This window comes from Collimonas sp. PA-H2 (assembly GCF_002564105.1).
Lineage (GTDB): Bacteria > Pseudomonadota > Gammaproteobacteria > Burkholderiales > Burkholderiaceae_D > Collimonas.
On record NZ_PDBX01000001.1, the window covers coordinates 531,120 to 553,570 of the forward strand.

The 22,451-nt window shown below is 58.2% G+C and carries 17 protein-coding genes; all 17 read right to left on the reverse strand.

What is annotated here, in order from left to right; genetic code table 11:
* Positions 1 to 183: 183 nt before the first annotated feature.
* The 17 genes from BCF11_RS02490 to rpsB all read right to left on the reverse strand — a co-directional run bounded on the left by BCF11_RS02490 (position 184) and on the right by rpsB (position 22,401).
* Positions 184 to 5,703 (reverse strand): Ig-like domain-containing protein, encoded by a 5,520-nt coding sequence (locus BCF11_RS02490; protein ID WP_098493340.1) that lies wholly within the window; start codon positions 5,701 to 5,703, stop codon positions 184 to 186.
* Positions 5,704 to 6,401: 698 nt separating this feature from the next.
* Positions 6,402 to 7,187 carry an RNA methyltransferase gene (locus tag BCF11_RS02495; RefSeq protein ID WP_098493341.1) on the reverse strand — a complete coding sequence of 262 codons (786 nt, stop codon included), beginning with the start codon at positions 7,185 to 7,187 and terminating at the stop codon, positions 6,402 to 6,404.
* The gene (gene rnhB, locus BCF11_RS02500; RefSeq protein WP_098493342.1) at positions 7,187 to 7,813 is read right to left on the reverse strand and encodes a ribonuclease HII; all 627 of its coding nucleotides are present in this window, start codon (positions 7,811 to 7,813) and stop codon (positions 7,187 to 7,189) included. The genes BCF11_RS02495 and rnhB overlap by 1 nt, the downstream gene beginning before the upstream one ends.
* A 43-nt stretch (positions 7,814 to 7,856) precedes the next feature.
* Positions 7,857 to 9,029 (reverse strand): lipid-A-disaccharide synthase, encoded by a 1,173-nt coding sequence (gene lpxB, locus BCF11_RS02505; protein WP_098493343.1) that lies wholly within the window; start codon positions 9,027 to 9,029, stop codon positions 7,857 to 7,859.
* 1 nt (position 9,030) lies between these two features.
* Positions 9,031 to 9,819, reverse strand: coding sequence for an acyl-ACP--UDP-N-acetylglucosamine O-acyltransferase (gene lpxA / locus BCF11_RS02510; protein ID WP_098493344.1), 789 nt, complete (start codon positions 9,817 to 9,819; stop codon positions 9,031 to 9,033).
* A 4-nt stretch (positions 9,820 to 9,823) separates the two neighbouring features.
* Entirely contained in the window at positions 9,824 to 10,339 is a 516-nt protein-coding gene (gene fabZ, locus BCF11_RS02515; RefSeq protein WP_233212341.1) for a 3-hydroxyacyl-ACP dehydratase FabZ, read from the reverse strand.
* On the reverse strand, positions 10,332 to 11,399 hold the full coding sequence (lpxD, locus tag BCF11_RS02520; protein WP_098493346.1) for a UDP-3-O-(3-hydroxymyristoyl)glucosamine N-acyltransferase: 1,068 nt from the start codon (positions 11,397 to 11,399) through the stop codon (positions 10,332 to 10,334). The genes fabZ and lpxD overlap by 8 nt, the downstream gene beginning before the upstream one ends.
* Before the next feature lie 25 nt (positions 11,400 to 11,424).
* Positions 11,425 to 11,952 (reverse strand): OmpH family outer membrane protein, encoded by a 528-nt coding sequence (locus BCF11_RS02525; RefSeq protein ID WP_098493347.1) that lies wholly within the window; start codon positions 11,950 to 11,952, stop codon positions 11,425 to 11,427.
* An 83-nt stretch (positions 11,953 to 12,035) separates the two neighbouring features.
* Positions 12,036 to 14,432: an outer membrane protein assembly factor BamA gene (gene bamA, locus BCF11_RS02530; protein WP_098493348.1), complete on the reverse strand. Its 2,397-nt coding sequence runs from the start codon at positions 14,430 to 14,432 to the stop codon at positions 12,036 to 12,038.
* A gap of 70 nt (positions 14,433 to 14,502) precedes the next feature.
* Entirely contained in the window at positions 14,503 to 15,873 is a 1,371-nt protein-coding gene (gene rseP / locus BCF11_RS02535; protein ID WP_098493349.1) for an RIP metalloprotease RseP, read from the reverse strand.
* Positions 15,874 to 15,902: 29 nt separating this feature from the next.
* Entirely contained in the window at positions 15,903 to 17,072 is a 1,170-nt protein-coding gene (gene ispC / locus BCF11_RS02540) for a 1-deoxy-D-xylulose-5-phosphate reductoisomerase (protein ID WP_098493350.1), read from the reverse strand.
* 7 nt (positions 17,073 to 17,079) lie between these two features.
* Positions 17,080 to 17,904: a phosphatidate cytidylyltransferase gene (locus tag BCF11_RS02545; protein ID WP_098493351.1), complete on the reverse strand. Its 825-nt coding sequence runs from the start codon at positions 17,902 to 17,904 to the stop codon at positions 17,080 to 17,082.
* A complete protein-coding gene (gene uppS / locus BCF11_RS02550; protein ID WP_098493352.1) occupies positions 17,904 to 18,680 on the reverse strand; it encodes a polyprenyl diphosphate synthase in 777 nt (258 codons plus the stop codon). Before uppS ends, BCF11_RS02545 begins: the two co-directional genes overlap by 1 nt.
* A gap of 238 nt (positions 18,681 to 18,918) precedes the next feature.
* Complete coding sequence (gene frr / locus BCF11_RS02555) at positions 18,919 to 19,479, reverse strand: ribosome recycling factor (protein WP_098493353.1); 561 nt, start codon at positions 19,477 to 19,479, stop codon at positions 18,919 to 18,921.
* 106 nt (positions 19,480 to 19,585) lie between these two features.
* The gene (gene pyrH / locus BCF11_RS02560) at positions 19,586 to 20,302 is read right to left on the reverse strand and encodes a UMP kinase (RefSeq protein WP_038491057.1); all 717 of its coding nucleotides are present in this window, start codon (positions 20,300 to 20,302) and stop codon (positions 19,586 to 19,588) included.
* A 254-nt stretch (positions 20,303 to 20,556) separates the two neighbouring features.
* Positions 20,557 to 21,438 (reverse strand): translation elongation factor Ts, encoded by an 882-nt coding sequence (tsf, locus tag BCF11_RS02565; RefSeq protein WP_098493354.1) that lies wholly within the window; start codon positions 21,436 to 21,438, stop codon positions 20,557 to 20,559.
* 210 nt (positions 21,439 to 21,648) lie between these two features.
* On the reverse strand, positions 21,649 to 22,401 hold the full coding sequence (rpsB, locus tag BCF11_RS02570) for a 30S ribosomal protein S2 (protein WP_014005317.1): 753 nt from the start codon (positions 22,399 to 22,401) through the stop codon (positions 21,649 to 21,651).
* Positions 22,402 to 22,451 lie beyond the last annotated feature (50 nt).

Genomic DNA, 22,451 nt, shown 5'->3' on the forward strand with positions numbered 1-22,451 from the left:
TACGTCCCGGGTTGCGTGTCCGCGTGGGCACGGAGTGCCCACCCTACGGATGATTTGTCGTAATTTAAGAAAATATCAATAGACAGACAAGAAGGCCGATGGCAGTCCGGCCAGCTGTGCGCCAGAACCCAGCCGCTGCTTTCATTGCAAAAGCAAGCGGCCGTATCCTTCAATCATGACAGCTTATGCCGCGTGTAATTCCAGCAGTTCAGGCTGCTGTATGAGCGGGAACACAACGATAGAACCTTCGATGACCTCGATGGATTGCGATACACCCTGCTCGCTGGCAAACGTCGTCAGATCGACCGGATAATTGACATCACCGGCCGGAGAGATATCAGACGCCTCGGCAAAGAACTCGCCAACCGGCTGCAGCAAGGCATCTATCGACAACGACGATAAACCATTGTTCGGCACATCGCTGGCATGCACTGCAGACGTTTCGGCAAGCGAGTCCAGGTGCAAGACACCGCCATCACTCTTGACCTCCCAAGCCACACCCAACTCACCTTGCTGCGAACCGGCACTACTAGCGACCGGCTTATCAACCGACTGCACCGATGTAGCATTCAGCGCGCTCAGGGCAATGTCCTCATTGCCCGTCACTTCCATGGCCTCGACTTGCATGGAAGCTGCAACAGGGGCAGAGACACCGTAATACGCCACAAACGGATCCGAGGTCAAGACCGCACCCTCGGGAGTGGTAATTTCCGTCGTGAATGCGTGTTCACCGAGGCTCAGCGGGTCAGTCCCATAGGTCCACTTGCCATCAGTACCCGTATCCGCGTAACCGACATACACACCGTTATCGTAAATCAACACCGGCGTGTTAGGCTCGCCATGGCCACGCAGGATCAGCAAGTTGTATCCCATGACGTCACCGCTGACGAGCTCCACCGAGCCGCCAGGCGCATAGGTGTCATATACCGAATCAATCACCGGCTTCCCTATCACCGGCTCAACAGTCACGCTCAAGGTGAACGGAGCAGACATCGCGCCATCGCCGGCATCCACCGTGAAGGCATGCTCGCCCTTCGCCAGCTTGCTGGAATCGTAGCTCCAGCTGCCATCGGCACCCGCCCAAGCATTACCGATCCTGAGACCGTTGTCGTAGACAAAAACAACGCTATTCGGCTCGCCATGGCCACGCAAGGTTGGCGTCGCATCACCTGTGGCGTTGCCGTTGGCCAGTTCGCTGTGGCTGACATCGTCGTTGGCCGAATCGATCGCCGGATCAATTCCCGGCTTGTCCACTGCTTCGGACGCAACGACGTTCAAGGTGAACGGTTCCGAATCCAACCCGCCTATACGCGCCGTGTACACATGCTCGCCGTACCCAACCGGACCGTCGGTACGAACCGTCCAGCTGCCATCCGGCGTCACCGAACCTCGGCCCACGATCCTGCCATTGTCATACAGGATCACTATAGCATTTGCCTCGCCACGGCCACTGAATTCCGGCCGGACGTCGTCCGTGCTACCGCCATTGAATACCGGGCCCGTTACCGCCCCCATATCGTCCATCGCCAATTCGATCACCGGTTTGGACGATTCAGGAATAATGGCATCTACGGCTTCAGCCTGCCCTTCTGCAGACGCAGGCTCCACAACATGCAGCACAAACGGCTCGGAGAACGTGACGCCATCGGTGGTTGCCGTAATCGAATGATCCCCAGGGAGCAGCGTAGTGCTCTGGTTTGCGTCGATCAGCTCGAATGTCCAGCTGCCATCCGCTTGCACGGTACTGCTGCCGATGTAGGTGGTCTTGTCGTAGAAATAGATAACCGGAGTATCCGCTTCGGCATGACCGTGAAATACCGGAGTGTAATCATCGGTAGTGCCGCCATTGGAGATCACGCCAGTTACGCCGACATCGTCCGTCGCCGAATCGATCACCGGCCTTGGCGCCTCCGGCGCATTCTCCACCGTCAGTGTGAACGGCTCGGACATGACGCCATCACTAGCCACCATGAATTCATGCTCACCTGGAGCCAGCCGTTTCTCGACATTCAGAACCCAGCTGCCATCCTCAGCCACTTGAGCCTCTCCCACGCGTTGGCCATGGTCGAGCAAGTATATATAGCTATTGGGTTCGCCATGACCATGGAATGATGGCCGCGCATCATCGGTAGTGGCGCCATTGGCGAGTTCTTCCACTGTTCCGACGTTATCGATTACCGAATCGATCACCGGCTTGGCCGAATCCGCAGCAACCACATTCAGCACGAATGGCTCCGATCTCGCATTGCCAGCATCGACCACCGTCAGTACGTGCTCACCCTGCGTCAGCACGATGTTCGGATACAAGCTCCAGCTGCCATCCTGCCTTATTGTGGCCTGCCCCAGGAACACATTGCCGTCAAACAGGCTGACCTGCCCGCCCGGCTGACCATGACCGCTGATCCTTGGAGCAACGTCATCCGTCGTGCCGCCATTGCCGATCACACCAGTCGCGCCGAAGTTGTCGAATGCCGAATCGATCACCAGCTTCGTCGAGTCAGGCGCGCCCACAGTTAGCGTGAATGGCTCGGACGTCACGCCGGCATTGACCACCGTCAGCGTGTGCTCGCCCGATGAGAGCGGACTAAAGTCTCTGAGCGTCCAGCTACCGTCAGCATCAACCCAGCCAGCACCAATGCGAATACCGTTCTCATACAGTAAAATCTGCGTACCCGGCACACCGCCTTGACCATGAAACGCCGGCGACGCATCGTCATGGGCAGACTCGATCACCAACTTGGCCGGCGCAACGGCGCCGCTAATGGTGATCGGGAAATCAGCGCTGGTGCGGCCGTCGGCCACCGCGGTGAGATTGTGAGTGCCATTGCTCAACGCCTCTTCAGGCGTGAAAGTCCAGCGGCCAGCGCCGTCAGCCCGTGCCGAACCGATCGGATTGTTGACACCATCATAGATCGTCACCAACCGGTTGGCGCCAGCTTCACCATACAGCTTCGGACGGGTGTCGTCAGTAGTCAACAAGCCGCTGCCTGGCTTGCCGGGGGCGTACAGATCGCCCTGCTCAGGACCGACATCGTCGTGGATAGCATAGATCCGCGGAGTCGTCGCCACTGCCGAGGTGTCGATGTTGATTTCATAGCCGGCACTAACTTGGCCGTTGGCGGCCACCGCAGTGAAGATATGGCGGCCATCGTTCAGCGACTGCTCTGCAGGAACCGTGAATGTCCATTGGCCAAACCCGTTGGCCTGGACCGAACCGATAGGATTGTCGGCGCCGTCATAGATCGTCACCAAGGTATTGGCCGCAGCCTGACCGGTAAGCTTCGGCGTGGCGTCATCGGTACTTGAACCGGGCCGGACATTGCCCACTTGGGAACCGAAATTATCGATGACCTGACGGATGGTCGTTGGCGGCAAGGTCGGATCGATCACCGGTTCCGGTACCTCTGGTACAACCGGCAATTCTGGTACAACCGGTACTTCTGGCACAACCGGTACTTCTGGTGCAGTCGCATCCACCGTCAGCGTGAACGGCTCGGAAGTGACGCCGGCACCAGACACGGTGAAACTGTGCTCGCCCAGCGCCAGCTTGTTGCTCACGGTGAACGACCAGTTGCCGTCAGGACCGCTGAACGCATAACCGACACGCACATTGTTGTCATACACGGTGTACTGCAACAGCGGCTCGCCTTGGCCGCGCAGAGTCGGGGTCGCATCATCCGTCGTGCCGCCATTGACGATATCGCCATATTTGCCAAAATCATCAAACGCCGCAGCGATCACCGGCTTGGGCGAATCCGGTGCGCCCACGGTCAGCGTGAATGGCTCGGAAGTGACGCCAGCGCCAGCCACGGTGAAACTGTGCTCGCCCAGCGCCAGCTTGTTGCTCACGGTGAACGACCAGTTGCCGTCAGGGCCGCTGAACGCATATCCGACGCGCACATTGTTGTCGTACACGGTGTACTGCGACAGTGGTTCACCCTGGCCGCGCAGCGTTGGTGTCGCATCATCCGTCGTACCGCCGTTGGCGATATCGCCAGTCTTGCCGAAATCGTCAAGCGCCGAATCGATCACCGGCTTGGGCGAATCCGGCGCGCCCACGGTCAGTGTGAATGGCTCGGAAGTGACGCCAGCGCCAGACACGGTGAAGCTGTGCTCGCCTTGCGACAGTTCTTTGCTCACTGCATACGACCAGCTACCATCCTGATTGCTGTATGCATAACCGACACGCACATTGTTGTCGTATACAGCGTATTGCGAAAACGGCTCACCGTGGCCACGCAAAATCGGGGTCGCATCGTCCGTCGTGCCGCCGTTGGCGATATCGCCAGTCTTGCCGAAATCGTCAAACGCCGAGTCGATCACCGGCTTGGGCGAATCCGGCGCGCCCACGGTCAGTGTGAATGGCTCGGAAGTGACGCCAGCGCCAGACACAGTGAAGCTGTGTTCGCCCAGCGCCAGCTTGTTGCTCACGGTGAACGACCAGTTGCCGTCAGGACCGCTGAACGCATAACCGACACGCACATTGTTGTCGTACACGGTGTACTGCGACAGCGGCTCACCGTGGCCACGCAAAATCGGGGTCGCATCGTCCGTCGTGCCGCCGTTGGCGATATCGCCAGTCTTGCCGAAATCGTCAAACGCCGAATCGATCACCGGCTTGGGCGAATCCGGAGCGCCCACGGTCAGCGTGAATGGCTCGGAAGACAGGATAACGCCGGCCGGGCTAGTACCGGTTGCTGTAAACACATGCTCGCCTTGCGTCAGCTCTTTGCCCACAGTATACGACCAGCTACCGTCCTGATTGCTGTACGCATAACCGACACGCACATTGTTGTCGTATACGGTGTATTGCGAAAACGGCTCGCCGTGGCCACGCAGCGTCGGTGTGGCATCGTCAGTGATGCCGCCGTTGGCAATTTCGCCTGTCTTGCCGAAATCGTCAAACGCACCATCGATTGCGGGCTTGACGACTGGCTCGGTGTCGCCCACCGTCAGTACGAACGGATCGGAGGCAATGCGGTCCTTGACCACCGTCAGCACGTGCTCGCCAGGTGCAAGCGATTTGTAAGGTCCAAGGCTCCAACTGCCGTCCGGTTCGATTATTGCATCGCCGACTGCAACGCCGTTATCGTAAAGAAAAACCTGCGTGCCGGCTTCACCATGGCCGCGCAGTATTGGCCTGGCATCGTCCGTCGTGCCGCCGCTGAAAATTTCACCCGTCACGCCGATATTGTCGAGCACCGCATCGATGACTGGCTTGGATGATTCGGGAATTTCTATGTTCAGTACGAATGGCTCGGATATCGCACCTGAGGCGTCGACCACCGTGAATACGTGTTCGCCGGTATCGAGCGGGTCGGTGGCTGGCAGGTTGAACGTCCAGCCGCCATCCTGGCGGACGAAGGCGGAACCCAATAATTTGCCGTTATCATAGATATTGACAAAGGAGCTGTTATCAATGGTACTGGGTTGAGCGTGGCCGCTCAGGGTAGGACGGGCATCGTCGATCGTGGCGCCGCTGCCGACGTTGCCGGTCTGGCCGCCGGCCCGATCAGAAGCGCTGTTAATCGAAGGGGCTGCTGCGGCCCGCGGCGAGGCTTCAGCGTCTTGCGCAAGACGGCTATCGACTGCAGCGCGCAGCATAGCCTGGGCGCCGGGCGCTACGGCCTCAGCCAGAGAAGCTGCATTGGCAAATTCACCGGACAAGCCCGACGCGCCTAAATTTCTTTTATTGGAATCCATAATATCTCTTCGCCTATCAAATTTATCCAAAGGAACTTGTGTTGACGCAAGGCAAACCATGCAATGGCAAATAGACGATGCAGAGTCTTCGAATGCAGGCTTGCATTGCGAAATTGTCCGGCCGTTTTCTTTTGCAACCATAAAATCATGCGATTGCCACGTTCGCAATATAGTCGCGCCGAAGGAAAAATAATTACAAAAAATATAGTCAATTTTGTAACAAAAATTCATAACATTTATTCACATTGACACAATCAAGAATCCGACAAACCGACGCATTTAATAATCGAATTGGAATGTAACTTGAGAAAACGACGTGCGAACATTTAGCAACGAAACCAAGTCAGGAAATGGTCGATAGGAGTAAGGCCAGCCACAGAATGCAGTGCATCACGCGCTACGTGATAAACCTGGCGCGAAAGCCCACAGGACAGAAATGTCCTAAAAACTGGCGAAAGAAAATGGGGAAGACAGCTGGTCTATTGAGAATTTTATTAAAATCGTAGGGTGGGCACTCCGTGCCCACGCAGTGCCGCAGGCATCGATATCCCTGATATGCGTGTCCCAGGCATTCACGCCCCAGGCTGCGTGCCCCGGATACGCGCCCCGGCTACGCGCCCCGGGCTGCGCGCCCCGCCCCGTCCGCGTGGGCACGGAGTGCCCACCCTACGAGTGATTTCTCGGGGTTTAAGGGAACATCAATTGCTGATTTGGCGCAACTGCTCAAAAAAACATACTGCTGCCGCAGCGGCAACGTTCAGAGATTCCATCTGGCCGCGATGCGGAATCACGACCTGCTGACCGGCCAGCTGCAGTAGGTCTTCTGCAACGCCTTGGCCCTCGTGGCCGAACAACCATGCCAGCGGTACGCTAAGATCAGCTTGATAGATGCTTTGGCTAGCATAGGAGCTGGTGGCAAACACCGGAACCTGCGCGCTTGACATCAGCGCCGCCAGGTCGACGTTTTCAAAAACATCCAGGATGAAATGGGCGCCCATCCCGGCGCGCAAGACTTTAGGCGACCAAGCCGATGCGCTGCCTTCCGAACAATAGATCTGCCTGATGCCGGCGGCGGCGGCGCTGCGCAGGATGGAGCCGAGATTGCCGGGATCCTGCAGGTTGTCGAGCAGTACGGCGGATTGGGTCAAGGCTGCCGGCGGCGTCGTTTTCGGCGTTTCGATCACGAGCAGCAAACCGACGCCGTGCTCGACCTGGCTCAACGCCTGGTACTGCCCATCCGGCAGCACCACGCATTGCACCGCGTCGGCCTGGCACTGGCGGATCAGCGCGGCGGCTTCGGCATGCGTCAGCGCGGTTTCGCTGGCGACGCATAAGACCGGCTTGCCCCCGTGCTGGAGGTACGCTTCGCTCAGGTGGATCCCGTCCAGCAAAGTGCGGCCGGCCTTGCGCCGCGCCTGGGCGCTGGTCGCCAGCAGCTTCAGTTCCTTGTACAAAGGATTGGCGGATGAAGTGATGCTTTTCATTAGGCTGCTCCGCCGGGAATGATCGCCAGCAAGGCCCGCACCGGCGCATAGGATTTGCGATGCACCGGCGAGACGCCGTGCAGGCGCAGCCGCTCCATGTGCAGCGCGGTCGGATACCCTTTGTGCTGGTCGAAAGCGTAGTGCGGATATCGTTCATGCAGTACTTGCAGCGCAGCGTCGCGCGCGGTCTTGGCGAGAATCGATGCAGCCGAAATCGCTTGCACCTTGTCGTCGCCCTTGATGATGGCCTCGGAGCGGATACTGAGCTGCGGACAGCGGTTGCCGTCGATCAGCGCCAGTGTCGGCAGCATCGCCAATCCCTCTACCGCGCGGCGCATCGCCAGCATGGTCGCTTGCAAAATATTGAGCTTATCGATTTCCTCTTCCGAGCATTCGGCGATGGCCCAAGCCAGTGCGTTGGTCTTGATTTGCTCGGCTAGGGCTTCGCGACGTTCGGCAGTCAGCTTCTTGGAATCGCGCAGGCCGTTGACCGGTTTTGCCGGATCAAGGATGACGGCGGCAGCAAACACCGGGCCTGCCAAGGGGCCGCGGCCTGCTTCATCGACGCCGCAAATGATTTCGCCGTCGTAGGTGAAGAGAGAGAGATTGGGATCGGATAGGGTCACGGCATTCAGTACAAAAGTGAGCGGTCTGTCAGACCGGCATGGATCAAGATGAACGCTGATGCTGTTCGATGACTTGCAGCACCGCTTGCGCACTCTCGCTGGCGGTATCGCGCAACAAAGAGTGATGCATGTCGGTAAAGCGCTGTCTCAGCATCGCCTGGCGGGCCGGATCTTCCAGCTGCTGCCAGAGCGCATCGGCCAGCGCCTGCGGCGTGGCGTTGTGCTGCAGCAGCTCCGGCACCAGGAATTCGCGCGCCAGGATGTTCGGCAAGCCTATCCACGGCTGGTAGCTCATGTGGCGCATGATTTCCCAGCTGGCGCGCATCATCTTGTAGGCGATCACCATCGGCTTCTTGTACAGGGCGACTTCCAGCGAAGCCGTGCCCGAAGCTACCAGCACGCCGTCGGCGGCGGCCATGGCGGTGTGCGACTGGCCATCCAGGATCTGCAGCGGCAGGTCCTGCAAACCGGCCTGGCTGAGCAGCTCGCTAAAGAACTTGCGCTGCTTCTCGCCCGCCATGGGCGCGATGAAGCGCATGCCAGGATCGCGCTGCGCCAGTATCCTGGCGGCTTCCACAAAAGCAATGGTGTTGTGCTTCAATTCGCCCATGCGGCTGCCCGGCATGATCGCCACAACGCGGCCTGCAGCCGGCAGGCCGAGCGCGCTGCGCGCCGCCGCCACATCCGGTTCCATCGGGATCACCTGCGCCAGCGGATGGCCGACATAGGTGACGGAGATGCCGGCCTTGCGATAAATCTCTGCTTCAAACGGAAAGATGACCAGCATGTGCGACGCCGCCTTCGCGATCTTCTTGATGCGGCCGCCGCGCCATGCCCAGATCGATGGTCCGATAAAATGCACTGTGGGAATACCGCCCTGGCGCAGCTGCGCTTCCAGGCCGAAATTAAAATCCGGCGCATCGACGCCGATGAAGACATTCGGCTTTTCCGCCAGCAGCCGGTCGCGCAGCGTGTTCTGGATGCCCTTCAGCTCGCGATAGTGAGCAAGTACTTCGAACAGGCCGTTGACCGACAGCTTTTCCATCGGCCAGTCGCTGACAAAACCGTATTCGGCCATCCTGGCGCCGCCGATGCCATGCATGCGCGCATCAGGCAAATGCGGCCGCAACCCCGACAGCAGGCGCGCGGCCAGCAGGTCGCCGGAAGTTTCGCCGGCGACCATGGCGATGGTTACATTGGCGTTGCTGTCCGCCATGTCAGCGGATGATGCCGCGCGTCGAGGATGCGATGAATTCACGCATCTGCTTCAGGTAGGCAGCAGAGTCCGGCGTCTTGGCCTCTTCCAGCGCCAGCGCAGCCATGGCTTCTTCGAGCGGCAGGCCGGCGCGATAGATGGTGCGGTAGGCGCGCTTGATGGCCATGATCTGCTCGCTGCTGAAACCGCGGCGACGCAAGCCTTCGCTGTTGATGCCGGCAGGTTCGGCGCGGTTGCCGGCCGCGGTCACGAAGGGCGGAATGTCCTGGCTGACCGCCGCGGTAAATGCAGTCATCGCATGCGCGCCGATGCGGCAGAACTGATGCACGGTAGTGAAACCGCCGAGCAGCACCCAGTCGCCGATATGCACATGGCCGGCCAAGGTGGCATTGTTGGCGATCGTGGTGTTGCTGCCGATCCGGCAATCATGCGCCACGTGCACATAGGCCATGACCCAGTTGTCGTTGCCGATACGGGTGACGCCACCGTCCTGCACGGTGCCCAGGTTCAGGGTCACGAACTCGCGGATAGTGTTGCGGTCGCCGATCTCCAGGCGGGTCGGTTCGCCGGCGTATTTCTTATCCTGCGGCACGGCGCCGATCGAGCCGAACTGGAAAATCGAATTATCGCGGCCGATGGTGGTGTGGCCTTCGATCACAGCGTGCGGGCCGATCTTGCTGCCGGCGCCGATCACGACGTCCGGTCCGATGACTGTGTAAGCGCCGACTTCTACTGAACTATCAAGACTCGCCTTGGGATCGATGACGGCGGTAGGATGAATGCGCGTCATCGGATCACGCTGATGGGCTGGCGTCGGCGACGGTCGCCGCAGGAGTGGACGCTGCGCCAGGGCTGACCGCGGTGCGCATGGTGCACATGAATTCGGCTTCTACCGCCAGTTCGCCGTCGACGCTGGCGATGGCCTTGTATTTCCAGATGCCGCGCACTACGCGCACGATCTCGACTTGCAGCTTGATCTGGTCGCCTGGCTCGACCGGGCGGCGGAAACGCGCCTTGTCGATGCCGAGGAAATACACCACGGTATTTTCATCCGGCTTGCGGCCTTCAGTCAAAAATGACAACAGCGCGGCGGTCTGCGCCAGCGCTTCAATCGTCAATACGCCTGGCATCACCGGCTTGTTAGGAAAATGTCCGTTGAAGAATTCTTCATTGATCGTGACATTCTTGATCGCAGTGATCGACTTGCCGCTTTCCCAATTCAATACGCGATCAACCAGCAACAGCGGATAACGGTGCGGCAGGTAGGTTTTGATCTGATTGATATCTAGCGTTTGGTTTGGACTATTCATTATCTTCTTGGGTAAGCTGTTGTGATAACTGTTTAATGGATTTTTCCAGAGACCGGATTTTCTCACGCATTGTATTCAGATTGCGTACCAGGGCGGCAGATTTTTCCCAGTCGCCATGCTTGGCAATCGGATAAAACCCGGTATATTGCCCCGGTTCGGAAATCGAGCGCAAAGCCAGCGTTCCGGCCGACACATGCACGTGATCGGCAATGGTGATGTGGCCATGGATCATGGCGGCGCCGCCTATAGAGCAGTATTTGCCGATCCGGGCGCTGCCGGCGATCCCCGCGCACGCCGCAATCGCGGTATGGGCGCCGATATGGCAGTTATGGGCGATCTGGATCTGGTTGTCCAGCTTGACGCCCTCTTCAATCACGGTATCGGCCAGGGCGCCGCGGTCAATCGTGGTATTCGCGCCGATTTCGACGTCGTCGCCGATCAGCACGCGCCCGGTTTGCGGGATCTTGACCCAGGCTCCGCCATCGTTGGCAAAACCGAAACCGTCGGCGCCGATCACCACGCCGGAATGAATGATGGCGCGCTGGCCGATCTCACAGGCGTGATAGACGGTAACATTGGGATAAAGATAACTAGCCGCGCCTATCCTGACGCCCGCGCCAATCACGCAACCGGCATCGATGCGGACATTCTCGCCGATGACCGCGCCGCTGCCGATGACCACATTGGGGCCGATGCAGGCACTGGCCGCGACCTGGGCGGCAGGATCGACGCTGGCGGCCGGATCAATTCCGGGAATCACCGGAATTGCATTTCTGGCAGCAAAAAACTGCGCCGCCCGGGCAAAGTACGCATAGGGATTGGCGGCGACAATGCGCGCGCCATGATAGTCGGCGCCGACCGCCGCATCATCCGCGGCAGACAGGATGACAGCAGCCGCTTGCGTTTGCGACACCTGGGGGCGGAATTTTGGATTCGAGAGGAAGGTGATCTGTGATGCGGTGGCATCGCTCAGGGGAGCGATGCCGGATACCTGGGTATCCGCATCACCGGTCAATTGGCCACCTAAGCTTTCGACCAATTCTTTTAGCCGAATGCTCATACTGATTGGCCTTAACAGAATGTACTTATTTATTGAGGATCTTCAGCACTTTATCGGTGATATCAATACGCGGGCTCACATACACGCCGCCTTCCTGAAACACCATATCGTACTTTTCTGCTTCGGCGATCTGCTTGATCGCCTTGGTCGAACGCTCCAGGACGATTGCCAGCTCTTCGTTGCGGCGCTGGTTCAAGTCTTCGCGGAATTCACGCTGCTTGCGCTGGAAATCCTTGTCCAGATCGCTCAGTTCGCGCTGGCGCTTGTTGCGCTCGGAATCCGAAATCACGGCTGAATCCTTGTCCAGCTTGTCCGCCTTGGCTTTCAAGGTAGCTGCCTGGTCCTGCAATTCCTTGTCGCGCTTGGAAAACTCGCTTTCGATCTTGGTTTGCGCCACCTTGGCCGGGTTGGCCTCGCGCAAAATGCGCTCGCTACTGACGAAGGCGATTTTCGAGCCTTCATCCGCATGCACTGGCGCGGCCGCCGACAAGGCGCACACAGCCAGGACAGCAGCCGATGGTAAGGATGTAAATGATTTAATTAGAGATTTCAACACTATTCTCCGCAATTCAAATGATGCAACTTGTGCATTATGCCATTCTTGCCAGAATCTGCACGGCGCAGACCCCGGCGGATTTAGAAGCCCGTACCCAACTGAAACTGGAAGGATTGCGTCTTGTCGGTCGGCTTGGCATTCAGCGGCTTGCCGTAGCTGATCTTCAATGGACCGATAGGCGAAACCCAGCTCAAACCGAGACCGGTAGAATACCGCAACTCGCTCAACTGCATCGGCTTCCTGTCCGCATAGACCTGGCCGCTGTCGAGGAAGGTAAACCAGCGCAGGGTGCGGTCGCTGCCGGAACCCGGGAACGGGAATTGCAATTCCATGTTGCCGAACACGCGCGAGGCGCCACCCATCGAATCGCCGTACTGGTCGACGTTGGTGCCGACGCCCAGTGTCGAACCTTCAAAACCGCGCACGGTGCCGATACCGCCGGCATAGTAGTTCTTGAACACCGGATACGGCTTGCCGCCGATGCCGCGGCCGTAATCGATTTCACCGTTCAAGGCCAGCGTTGCCGCATTGCCCCAGAATGGCTGGAAGTACTGATGCTGATAGCTGGCGCGGTAATAGCGCAGGGTACCGACCGCCGACACTTCAAGCGTGGCGCGCTGGTAGCGTCCCTTGGTCGGCACCAGTGCACTGTCGCGGCTGTCGCGCTGCCAGGCAGCCGTCAGCGGGAAGCTGTTGGTGGTGGCGGCGGCAGGATTTTGCAAAACGTCATAGCTCTGGCCGTTAGGCAAGGTCTGGCCGCTAGGCACCAGGACGCCGTTGCCGAAATCATGGACATACTGCTGGTACAGCAACGGGCTGGAATTATCGGCCTTGACGTTGGTGTTTTCAATACCGACGCCGAAGAACACCGTATCCAGTTCCGAGAACGGCACGCCGAACTTGATATCGCTGCCGATGGTGCGGACACGGTAGTCACCGGTGGTGTATGGCGACGGCCGCACGGTACGCAGATACACGTTGTAGGTGCGGCTGATGCCGTCATCGGTAAAGTAAGGATTAGTCTGGGACAGCGCGATCACCCGCGAATAGCTGCTGGTGTTCACATCGAGGCCGATGGTGTTGCCGCTGCCGAAAGCATTCTGCTGCTGGATCGAACCGGACAGGCTCAGCTTGTCGGTCTGCGAGAAACCGGCGCCGACCTGGATGTTACCGGTAGGCTTCTCGGTGACCGCCATATTGATATCGACCTGGTCGGAGGTGTTCGGCACTTCCGGCGTTTCGATGCCGACATCCTTGAAATAGCCGAGGCGGTCGACGCGGTCGCGCGACAGCTTGATCTTGGAACCGTCGTACCACGAGTCTTCGAACTGGCGGAATTCGCGGCGCACCACTTCGTCGCGCGTCTTGGTATTGCCGGTGACGTTGACGTGGCGCACGTAGACGCGCTTGCCCGGATCGACCAGGATGGTAAACGCTACTTCCTTGGTTTCGCGGTTCAGGTCCGGATTGGCGTTGACGTTGGCGAAAGCGTAACCGAAGTTACCCAGGCGCTCGGACATCTTCTTGGTGCTGCTGTTGAGCTTTTCACCGTTGAAGACATCGCCTTTTTTCAATTCCAGCAATGACTTGAGTTCGTCTTCGCGGCCGAACATCTCGCCTTCCATCTTGATGTCGGAAACCTTGTACTTTTCACCTTCGTTGATATTGATGGTGATGTAGATATCCTTCTTGTCCGGCGTGATCGACACCTGGGTCGATTCAACCTGCATCTCGATATAGCCGCGGTTCAGGTAATAGGAACGCAGGGTTTCGATATCGCCTGACAGCTTTTCCTTGGCGTACTGGTCGGCCTTGGTATACCAGGTGAACCAGCCCGGCGAGCGCAGCTTGATCTGGTCGCGCAGGTCGCCGTCGGAGAATGCCTTGTTGCCGACGAAGCGGATTTCCTTGATGCGCGATACTTCGCCTTCGTCGACGGCAAACGTGACATTGACGCGGTTGCGTTCGATAGGCGTGACGGTGGTCGTCACTTTCATGCCGTACAGGCCACGCGACAGGTACTGTTTCTTCAGTTCCTGTTCAGCGCGGTCGACCTGGGCCTTGTCGAAAATACGCGATTCGCCGACGCCGATTTCCTTCAGCGCTTTGGTCAGCTGGTCTTTATCGAATTCCTTGATACCGGAGAAGTCGACGGCGGCAATCGACGGCCGCTCCTCCACCATCACCACCAGCACGTCGCCCTCGGATTCGATCCGCACATCCTTGAAGAAGCCGGTCGCATACAGGGCCTTGATCGCCGCGGTCCCTTTTTCGTCGGTGAACTGCTCGCCGACGCGTACCGGCAAGTAGCTGAATACAGTACCGGCCTCCGTGCGCTGGATACCTTCAATGCGGATATCCTTGACCACAAATGGCTGCACCGCCATGACCTGGCCCGAACACAGGGCAAAGGCAGCGGCAGCAATCAAACGACGGGGAAGAATCGACAAAGGGAAGTGCTCGGAATGTAATTTCATTAGCGATCGTTTTTTATCAATGTCCTTGTCCGCCACGATTGTCAGACAAGAGAGCCGAACTTAAAGGAGTTTAAAATAGGAGCCGAACGATGTCGTTAAACATGGCGACCATCATCAACGTCATCAAAATGCCGATGCCTGCGCGCTGTGCAATTGCACCAACCCGTTCAGGAATGGGGCGTCCGGTCAAAACTTCCAGCGAATAATACAGCAAAAGACCACCATCTAGAACCGGAATGGGGAGCAAATTCATGACGCCAAGGCTGATGCTGATAAAGGCAATAAAGCTCAAATAGCTGAATGCGCCGATCCGTGCGGTCTGGCCGGCATAGTCGGCAATCGTGATCGGGCCGGTAATATTCTTCCAGGAAACCTCGCCGACAATCATTTTACCCAGCATTTTGAGGGTCAGGATACTGCTGTCCCAGGTCCGTTTTGCTCCTTTGGCAAGTGCTTGCAGCGGCGGGCTGCTGGACAGCACCATCTCCGGCATCGTGGACGATAATTCGACCTTGATCCTGCCTATAGTCCCGTCTTTGGACGGCTGCGCCTCCGGCGTCACATCCAGGGTAAAAATATTGCCATTTCGCAAACCTGTCAACGTCAAAGTCTTGCCCGGCGAGGCACTCACCTTGGCAATAAAATCCACGCTATCAACCATTGGCACGCCATTGATTGCCGTGATCTGGTCACCTTCCCGCAAACCAGCTTTCATGGCAGGTCCGCCGGGATCAACTTTGTTCAGGATCGGCTTACCGACCGCCAGCTTGATGCCCAGCTTGCCGAGGTAATCGCCTTCCAGGTCCTTGGTCACCAGGCCGGCGGTCGACAGGCTGACCGTGTCCAGCAGACTGCCGCCCGAGGCGCCTGGATTTGAGCGCCGTACGTCAAGCTTGACCGGCGCCTTGTCGACCACCGCCTGCATCACTTTCCAGCGCAATTCATTCCAGGTCTGGACCGGCTCGCCGTTCACGGCGGTAATCAGTTCATCGCCGCGCAAGCCGGCCTGGTAGGCCGCGGTTTGCTCCGCTACCGTCCGCACCTTTGGCGTCGGCTCCATTTCGCCATAGCTGTACAGGCCGGCAAATAATAAAATGGCAAGAATGAAATTCGCCAGAGGGCCGGCGGCGACAATCGCGATGCGCCGCCAGACCGACTGGCTGGTGAACTCCCGCTTCATGTCTTGCGGTGAAATGCCCGACACATCTTGCTCACGGGCATCCAGCATCTTGACGTAGCCGCCCAATGGCAGGATGGAAAGCGCCCACTCGGTCTGGTCGGGGCCGAAACGGCGCGACCAGACAATCTTGCCCATGCCAACCGAAAAGCGCAGCACTTTGACGCCGCACAAACGCGCGACCCAATAGTGGCCAAGCTCGTGGATGATCACCAGCGAACCAAGAGCGACAACAAATGCGAGGATAGTTTGCAGAAAGGCCATTGCCGTATATAAGTGTGCGATAGGTATGGTCAGGATATCAGGGCATTGACGGTCTGGCGCGCCAGGCGGTCTTGCTCAAGCAACATATCTATATCGGTCACCGCGCATAGCGGCAAGCTGTCCATGGTGCGAGCGATTAATTGAGCGATCATGCCGAATCCGATTTTCTCATCCAGAAAAGCTTGGACCGCGACTTCATTCGCGGCGTTCAATATGGTTGCGGCCGAACCGCCGGCCAACAATGCATCATACGCGAGTTTCAGGCAGGGAAAACGCTGCAGGTCAGGCCGGCTGAACTGCAATTGCCCGATCACCGTCAGGTCGAGCGGGCTGACGCCGGAGGCGATGCGCTCGGGATAGGCCAGCGCATGGGCGATCGGCGTGCGCATGTCGGGGTTGCCGAGCTGCGCCAGCACCGAACCGTCGATATACGACACCATGGAATGGATCACGCTTTGCGGATGGATCACCACTTCGATCTGGCTGGCGGCGGCGCCGAACAGCCAGTGCGCCTCGATCACTTCCAGGCCCTTGTTCATCATGGTGGCGGAATCGACCGAGATCTTGCGGCCCATGACCCATTTGGGATGGGCAATCGCTTCTGCCGGCGTCACCGTCTCCATGGTATCCAGCGGCCGCGTCAGGAACGGACCGCCGGATGCCGTCAGCAGGATCTTTTCGACCCCGAGCGCCGCCGGCGAACGCTGATAGTTATGCGGCAGGCACTGGAAAATCGCATTGTGCTCGCTGTCGATAGGCAGCAGCACTGCCCCGCTCTGCTTGACGGTGTCGATGAACAGCTGGCCCGACATGACCAGGGCTTCCTTGTTCGCCAGCAGGACCTTCTTGCCAGCCTTGGCGGCAGCCAGGGTCGGCTCCAGGCCGGCGGCGCCGACAATTGCAGCCATCACGGCATCGCAAGCCGGGGCGCTGGCAACCTGGCATAAAGCCGCGGCGCCGTGCAGTACTTCGATCTGGGGGGCCTGCGCCTGCAGCAGGCGGCTCAGCTGCTGTGCCGCAGCGGCGCTGCCGACCACCGCCACCTGGGGCTTGAACTGCAGGCATTGCTGCGCCAGCTGTTCCACCCTGCTGTGGGCCGTCAGTGCATACACTGAATAGCGCTCCGGATGGCGCGCCAGCACATCCAGCGTCGACATGCCGATCGAACCGGTGGAGCCGAGAATAGTAATATTTTGCATACCCGACCTAGAACCAGAAACTCAACAAAGCCGCCAGCGGCAACACCGGGATCAGGGCATCGACCCGGTCCAGCACGCCGCCATGGCCCGGCAGCAGGTTGCTGCTGTCCTTGATGCCGGCGCGGCGCTTGAGCATGGACTCGAACAAATCGCCGGCGACACTGGCGGCCACCAGTACAGTCATGGCTGCCAGCAATCCTGCCCAGCCCCAGGTCGCCAGCAGGCGCATCGGGAAAGTATCGGCCAGCGCCGGCGTGAAACTGAAGCCCACCGCCATCAGCAGCACCAGGATCCAGCCGCCGACGGCGCCTTCCCAGGACTTGCCGGGGGAAATCGACGGCGCCAGCTTATGGCGGCCGAAAGCCTTGCCGGAAAAATAAGCGCCGATATCGGCAGCCCAGACGATCACCAGCACCGACAGCAAATACATGGGCGAATGATGGAACAATACGACAATTGCGAGGAAACAGCCAAATATGGCGATGGCGTAAGTCGCCGCAATCAGCCGGTTGCCCAGGCTAGGCAATGCCGGCAAGCCAAACGCCAGGGACGGCACGAAACGGAAGCACCAGATTGCCACGCACAGCGTGAACAGCAGACGTATATTAGGGCCGCTGCCGGCATACAGCACAGCGCCGAACAGGATCAGGGCAGCCAGCCCCCATGCCAGCGCGGCTTTAGCCGAGGCGCCGAAAATGCGGGCGCTCTCCCAGATCGCGGCGCCGAAAAACAGCGTCGAGACGACGGCAAATGCAGGGTAATAATTGAAATACAAGATTGGCAGCAGTAGCGCCAATAACAGTAACGCCGTGATGACACGTGTTCTTAGCATCAGGAAGCCTGTTCAACCAGTTGCGCGCTGGTGCGCCCGAAGCGCCGCTCGCGCTGCTGGTAAGAGGCAATCGCCTTGTCCAGCTCGTCGGCGCCGAAATCCGGCCAGTAGGTATCGGTAAAGTAGAGTTCGCTGTAGGCCAGTTGCCACAACAGGAAATTGGAAATGCGCTGCTCGCCGCCGGTGCGGATGAACAGGTCCGGCTCGGGCGCATAGGCCATCGCCAGGTGCTGCGCCAGCTCGTCCTCGGAAAACGCATCCGCCCCCGCGAGCACCGGCGCACCGCTGGCGGCGCGGGCAGCCAACATCTTTTGCACCGCCTGCATGACATCCCAGCGGCCGCCATAGTTGGCGCAGATGGTGACCGTCATGGTGGTATTGCCGGCGGTCTTGCGCTCGGCGTTATCGATCATCTGCTGCAGCTTGTCGTCGAAACGGCTGAGGTCGCCCACCACTTTCAGGCGTATGCCGTTGGCGTGCATCTTGCCGACTTCACGTTCCAGCGCCACCATGAACAGACGCATCAGCAGCGATACTTCATCGGCCGGCCGACGCCAGTTCTCGGAACTGAAAGCAAACAGCGTCAGGTATTCAACGCCACGCGCGGCACAGGCTTCTACCGCGGCGCGCACTGCTTCGACGCCTTTGCCGTGGCCGGCGACGCGCGGCAGAAAGCGGCTGGTGGCCCAGCGGCCGTTGCCGTCCATGATGATGGCTACGTGCTTTGGCACTGTCGGGCTGGCAGGCAGCGTTTGCGTGGAACTTGAATGGGCCATAAATAATCAGTAAGAAAGAATGCGCAGGGTGGACATGAGATGCCCACCCTGCGCAGATAGTGCTGTCGGACCTAGTGCGGTGTTTCGCCCATAATGGCGCTTAAGAAATGGTGTGTTTTCGCGCCAGGCTAGACGCAAACCGGAGCGATAGTGGACTATCGCCAGGATTTGCAACGACGCATGGCACGAAAAGACGCCGTTTATTAAGTGTCATTATGGGCGAAACACCGCGCTAGAGTTAAACCGTCAGGATCTCTTTTTCTTTATCGACCACTTGCTTGTCAATTTCGGCAACGAATTTGTCAGTCAGCTTCTGGATTTCATCCTGCGCGCGGCGCTCGTCGTCTTCCGAACACTCCTTGTCCTTGACCAGCTTCTTTAAGCCTTCGTTGGCGTCGCGGCGGATATTGCGGATTGCAATTTTAGCATCTTCCGCTTCGCCCTTGACCAGCTTGACCATCTCCTTGCGGCGCTCTTCCGTCAGCGCCGGCGTCGGCACCCGCACCAGTTCACCCTGGGTCGATGGATTCAGGCCCAGGTCCGATTCGCGGATGGCTTTCTCTACCACCGCAATCATTTTCTTTTCAAACGGCTGCACACCGATGGTGCGCGCATCGATCAGGGTCACGTTGGCGACCTGGCTCAAATTGGCGGGGCTACCGTAGTAATCGACCATGATGTGATCGAGAATGCCGGTGTGGGCGCGGCCGGTACGTACCTTGGCCAGGTCGGCTCGCAAAGTCTCCAGCGACTTTTGCATTCTTTGATCGGTATTCTTTTTCACGTCAGCAATGCTCATGCTGCTCTCCTCTACTAAAACAAATTGTATTAAGTTGGCTAAATCTTATCCACGTAAGGGAATTGCGCAACAGATGTGCGCAATTCTTACAAATCGGCTAAATATTTTATACGTGTACCAAGGTGCCTTCATCTTCGCCCAGGATGACGCGCTTCAGCGCGCCCGGCTTGATGATGGAAAACACCTTGATCGGCAGCTTCTGGTCGCGGCACAGCGCAAAGGCGGTGGCGTCCATGACTTGCAGATGCTTGGTGATCGCTTCGTCAAACGTGATGTGCGAATAACGGGTTGCGGTCGGATCCTTGTTTGGATCCGCGCTGTAGACGCCGTCGACCTTGGTCGCCTTCAGCACGATTTCGGCGCCGATTTCCGAACCGCGCAACGCCGCTGCGGTGTCGGTGGTGAAAAAAGGATTGCCAGTGCCTGCTGCAAAAATGACAACCTTGTCTTCTTCCAGATATTGCAACGCCTTAGGGCGCACGTATGGTTCTACTACCTGTTCGATGCTGATGGCCGACATGACGCGTGCGGTGAGGCCGATCTGGCGCATGGCGTCCGCCAGCGCCAGGGAATTCATCACCGTCGCCAGCATGCCCATGTAGTCTGCGGTAGCGCGGTCCATGCCCTGGGCGCCAGGCGCGACGCCGCGGAAAATATTGCCGCCGCCGATCACGATCGCCAGTTCGACGCCAAGCTTGGCGACTTCGGCGACGTCGGCCACCATGCGCTCAATCGTTGCACGATTGATGCCGTAGGCGTCATCGCCCATCAGGGCTTCACCGGAGAGTTTCAGGAGAACACGCTTGTAAGCTGGTTTTGTCATGGTCTGGGCCCCTTGTGGCTTTCCGATTGATATTGTGTTTTATTCACGCCTAGCTGAAGCACTGCAGCGCCATTGTCAGGCCAAACTGCAGCAAAATCTACTATCAGGCTCTTTTTTGGATAATCGGAGCCGGTTCCTGCCATTTCCCAGCCCTCTTCAGAGAGCAGCGATCCGGCAAGGCATTCCTTAGTCCGTGGCTTGGGAAGAAAATTCCGCAGAGCCAAAAAAACGGGCCTTTCGGCCCGTATTCTTGCTTACGCCTGCTTGGCCGCAGCAACTGTCGCTGCAACTTCTGCAGCGAAGTCATCTTGTTTCTTCTCGATGCCTTCACCGACCACAAACATGGTGAACGCTTTAATGCTGGTGTTGGTAGCCTTCAGCATTTGTTCAACAGTTTGCTTGTCGTTTTTGACGAAAGTCTGGTTCAGCAGGGAAACTTCCTTCAGGAATTTCTGCACCGAGCCTTCGATCATCTTGGCGGCGATATCTGCAGGCTTGCCGGATTCGGCTGCCTTCAGGGTTGCCACCGAACGCTCTTTTTCGATCAGATCGGCCGGCACTTGCTCGGACGACAGCGAAACCGGCTTCATCGCAGCAATGTGCATGGCTACGTCTTTACCGACTTGTTCGTCAGCGCCGTCGAATTCAACCATCACGCCGATGCGTGTGCCGTGCAGGTAGGAAACCAGCTTGGCGGCAGTGTCGAAACGGGTGAAACGGCGTATCGACATGTTTTCGCCGATACGGCCGATCAGGGCAGCGCGTGTCTCTTCAACGGTGCTGCCGTCGAGAGGCAGGGCCGACAAGGCAGCCACGTCGGCCGGATTTTTTTCTGCAACCAGCTTAGCGCAGGCATTCGCCAGGGCCAGGAAGTCGTCGTTCTTGGTCACGAAGTCGGTTTCGCAGTTGACTTCGACCAGGGCGCCGACGCCGCCGGCGATGTATGCTGCCACAACGCCTTCCGCTGTCACGCGGGAAGCAGCCTTGGAAGCCTTGCCGCCCAGTTTGACGCGCAGGATTTCTTCTGCCTTGTCCATGTCGCCGCCAGCTTCGGTCAACGCCTTTTTGCATTCCATCATTGGCGCATCAGTCTTTGCGCGCAGTTCGCCTACCAGTGCTGCTGTAATTGCCGCCATACTATTCTCCTAGCTCAGTTGACGCTGTACCGGCGATCCGCTACTGCCATGCAGTGCGGCCAACAACCGGTGCGCCGTCATTCAAAATATATTCAGGTAGTTTCGGTGTAACTCTGATGTAACGCAAATGTAACACCAGCAAGTGATACAAAAAAAGGGGCAACCACGCCCCCTTTTTTATTCTGAAGTGTAAAACCTCAGATGCAGGGCTTAAGCCTGGTCGTTAACTTCAACGAATTCGTCGCCAGCTGCGCCCTTGATGGCTTCAACTACGTCGTTCACTGCATTGGCGCGGCCTTCCAGGATGGCATCGGCAACACCGCGAGCGTACAAAGCGATTGCCTTGGACGAGTCGTCGTTGCCAGGGATGACGTAAGTCACGCCGTCTGGCGAATGGTTGGTGTCAACCACGCCGATAACCGGGATACCCAGTTTAGCGGCTTCGGTGATGGCGCCCTTGTGGTAGCCGACGTCGATCACGAAAATTGCGTCAGGAATGCCGCCCATGTCCTTGATGCCGCCGATAGCTTTTTGCAGCTTGATCAGCTCGCGTTGGAACATCAGGCCTTCTTTTTTGCTCAGTTTCTCAACCGAACCGTCTTCAATCGAAGCTTCCATTTCTTTCAGGCGCTTGATCGATGTCTTGATGGTCTTGAAGTTGGTCAGCATGCCGCCCAACCAGCGTTGGTCGACGAAAGGCGAACCCGAACGTGCTGCTTCAGCAGCAACGATTTCGCGCGCTTGGCGCTTGGTGCCGACAAACAGGATGTTGCCGCGGTTGGACGACAATTGGCGGATGTACTTCATCGCCTCTTGGTACATGCCCAGGGTCTTTTCCAGGTTGACGATGTGAATCTTGTTGCGGTGACCGAAGATGAACGGCGCCATCTTTGGGTTCCAGAAACGGGTTTGGTGACCGAAGTGGACACCGGCTTCCAGCATTTCACGCATTGTTACGGACATAATTTTCTCCAGGGTTGGGTCTGGAATCTGCTCAGTCACTGTTTTGCCTA

Coding starts and splice junctions, on each gene's coding strand:
- pyrH (WP_038491057.1), bottom strand. CDS start 20,302: ATGACAAAACCAGCTTACAAGCGTGTTCTCCTGAAACTCTCCGGTGAA.
- rpsB (WP_014005317.1), bottom strand. CDS start 22,401: ATGTCCGTAACAATGCGTGAAATGCTGGAAGCCGGTGTCCACTTCGGT.
- BCF11_RS02490 (WP_098493340.1), bottom strand. CDS start 5,703: ATGGATTCCAATAAAAGAAATTTAGGCGCGTCGGGCTTGTCCGGTGAA.
- frr (WP_098493353.1), bottom strand. CDS start 19,479: ATGAGCATTGCTGACGTGAAAAAGAATACCGATCAAAGAATGCAAAAG.
- fabZ (WP_233212341.1), bottom strand. CDS start 10,339: ATGAATAGTCCAAACCAAACGCTAGATATCAATCAGATCAAAACCTAC.
- lpxA (WP_098493344.1), bottom strand. CDS start 9,819: ATGACGCGCATTCATCCTACCGCCGTCATCGATCCCAAGGCGAGTCTT.
- lpxB (WP_098493343.1), bottom strand. CDS start 9,029: ATGGCGGACAGCAACGCCAATGTAACCATCGCCATGGTCGCCGGCGAA.
- BCF11_RS02545 (WP_098493351.1), bottom strand. CDS start 17,904: ATGCTAAGAACACGTGTCATCACGGCGTTACTGTTATTGGCGCTACTG.
- uppS (WP_098493352.1), bottom strand. CDS start 18,680: ATGGCCCATTCAAGTTCCACGCAAACGCTGCCTGCCAGCCCGACAGTG.
- rseP (WP_098493349.1), bottom strand. CDS start 15,873: ATGGCCTTTCTGCAAACTATCCTCGCATTTGTTGTCGCTCTTGGTTCG.
- BCF11_RS02495 (WP_098493341.1), bottom strand. CDS start 7,187: ATGAAAAGCATCACTTCATCCGCCAATCCTTTGTACAAGGAACTGAAG.
- lpxD (WP_098493346.1), bottom strand. CDS start 11,399: ATGAGCATTCGGCTAAAAGAATTGGTCGAAAGCTTAGGTGGCCAATTG.
- tsf (WP_098493354.1), bottom strand. CDS start 21,438: ATGGCGGCAATTACAGCAGCACTGGTAGGCGAACTGCGCGCAAAGACT.
- bamA (WP_098493348.1), bottom strand. CDS start 14,432: ATGAAATTACATTCCGAGCACTTCCCTTTGTCGATTCTTCCCCGTCGT.
- ispC (WP_098493350.1), bottom strand. CDS start 17,072: ATGCAAAATATTACTATTCTCGGCTCCACCGGTTCGATCGGCATGTCG.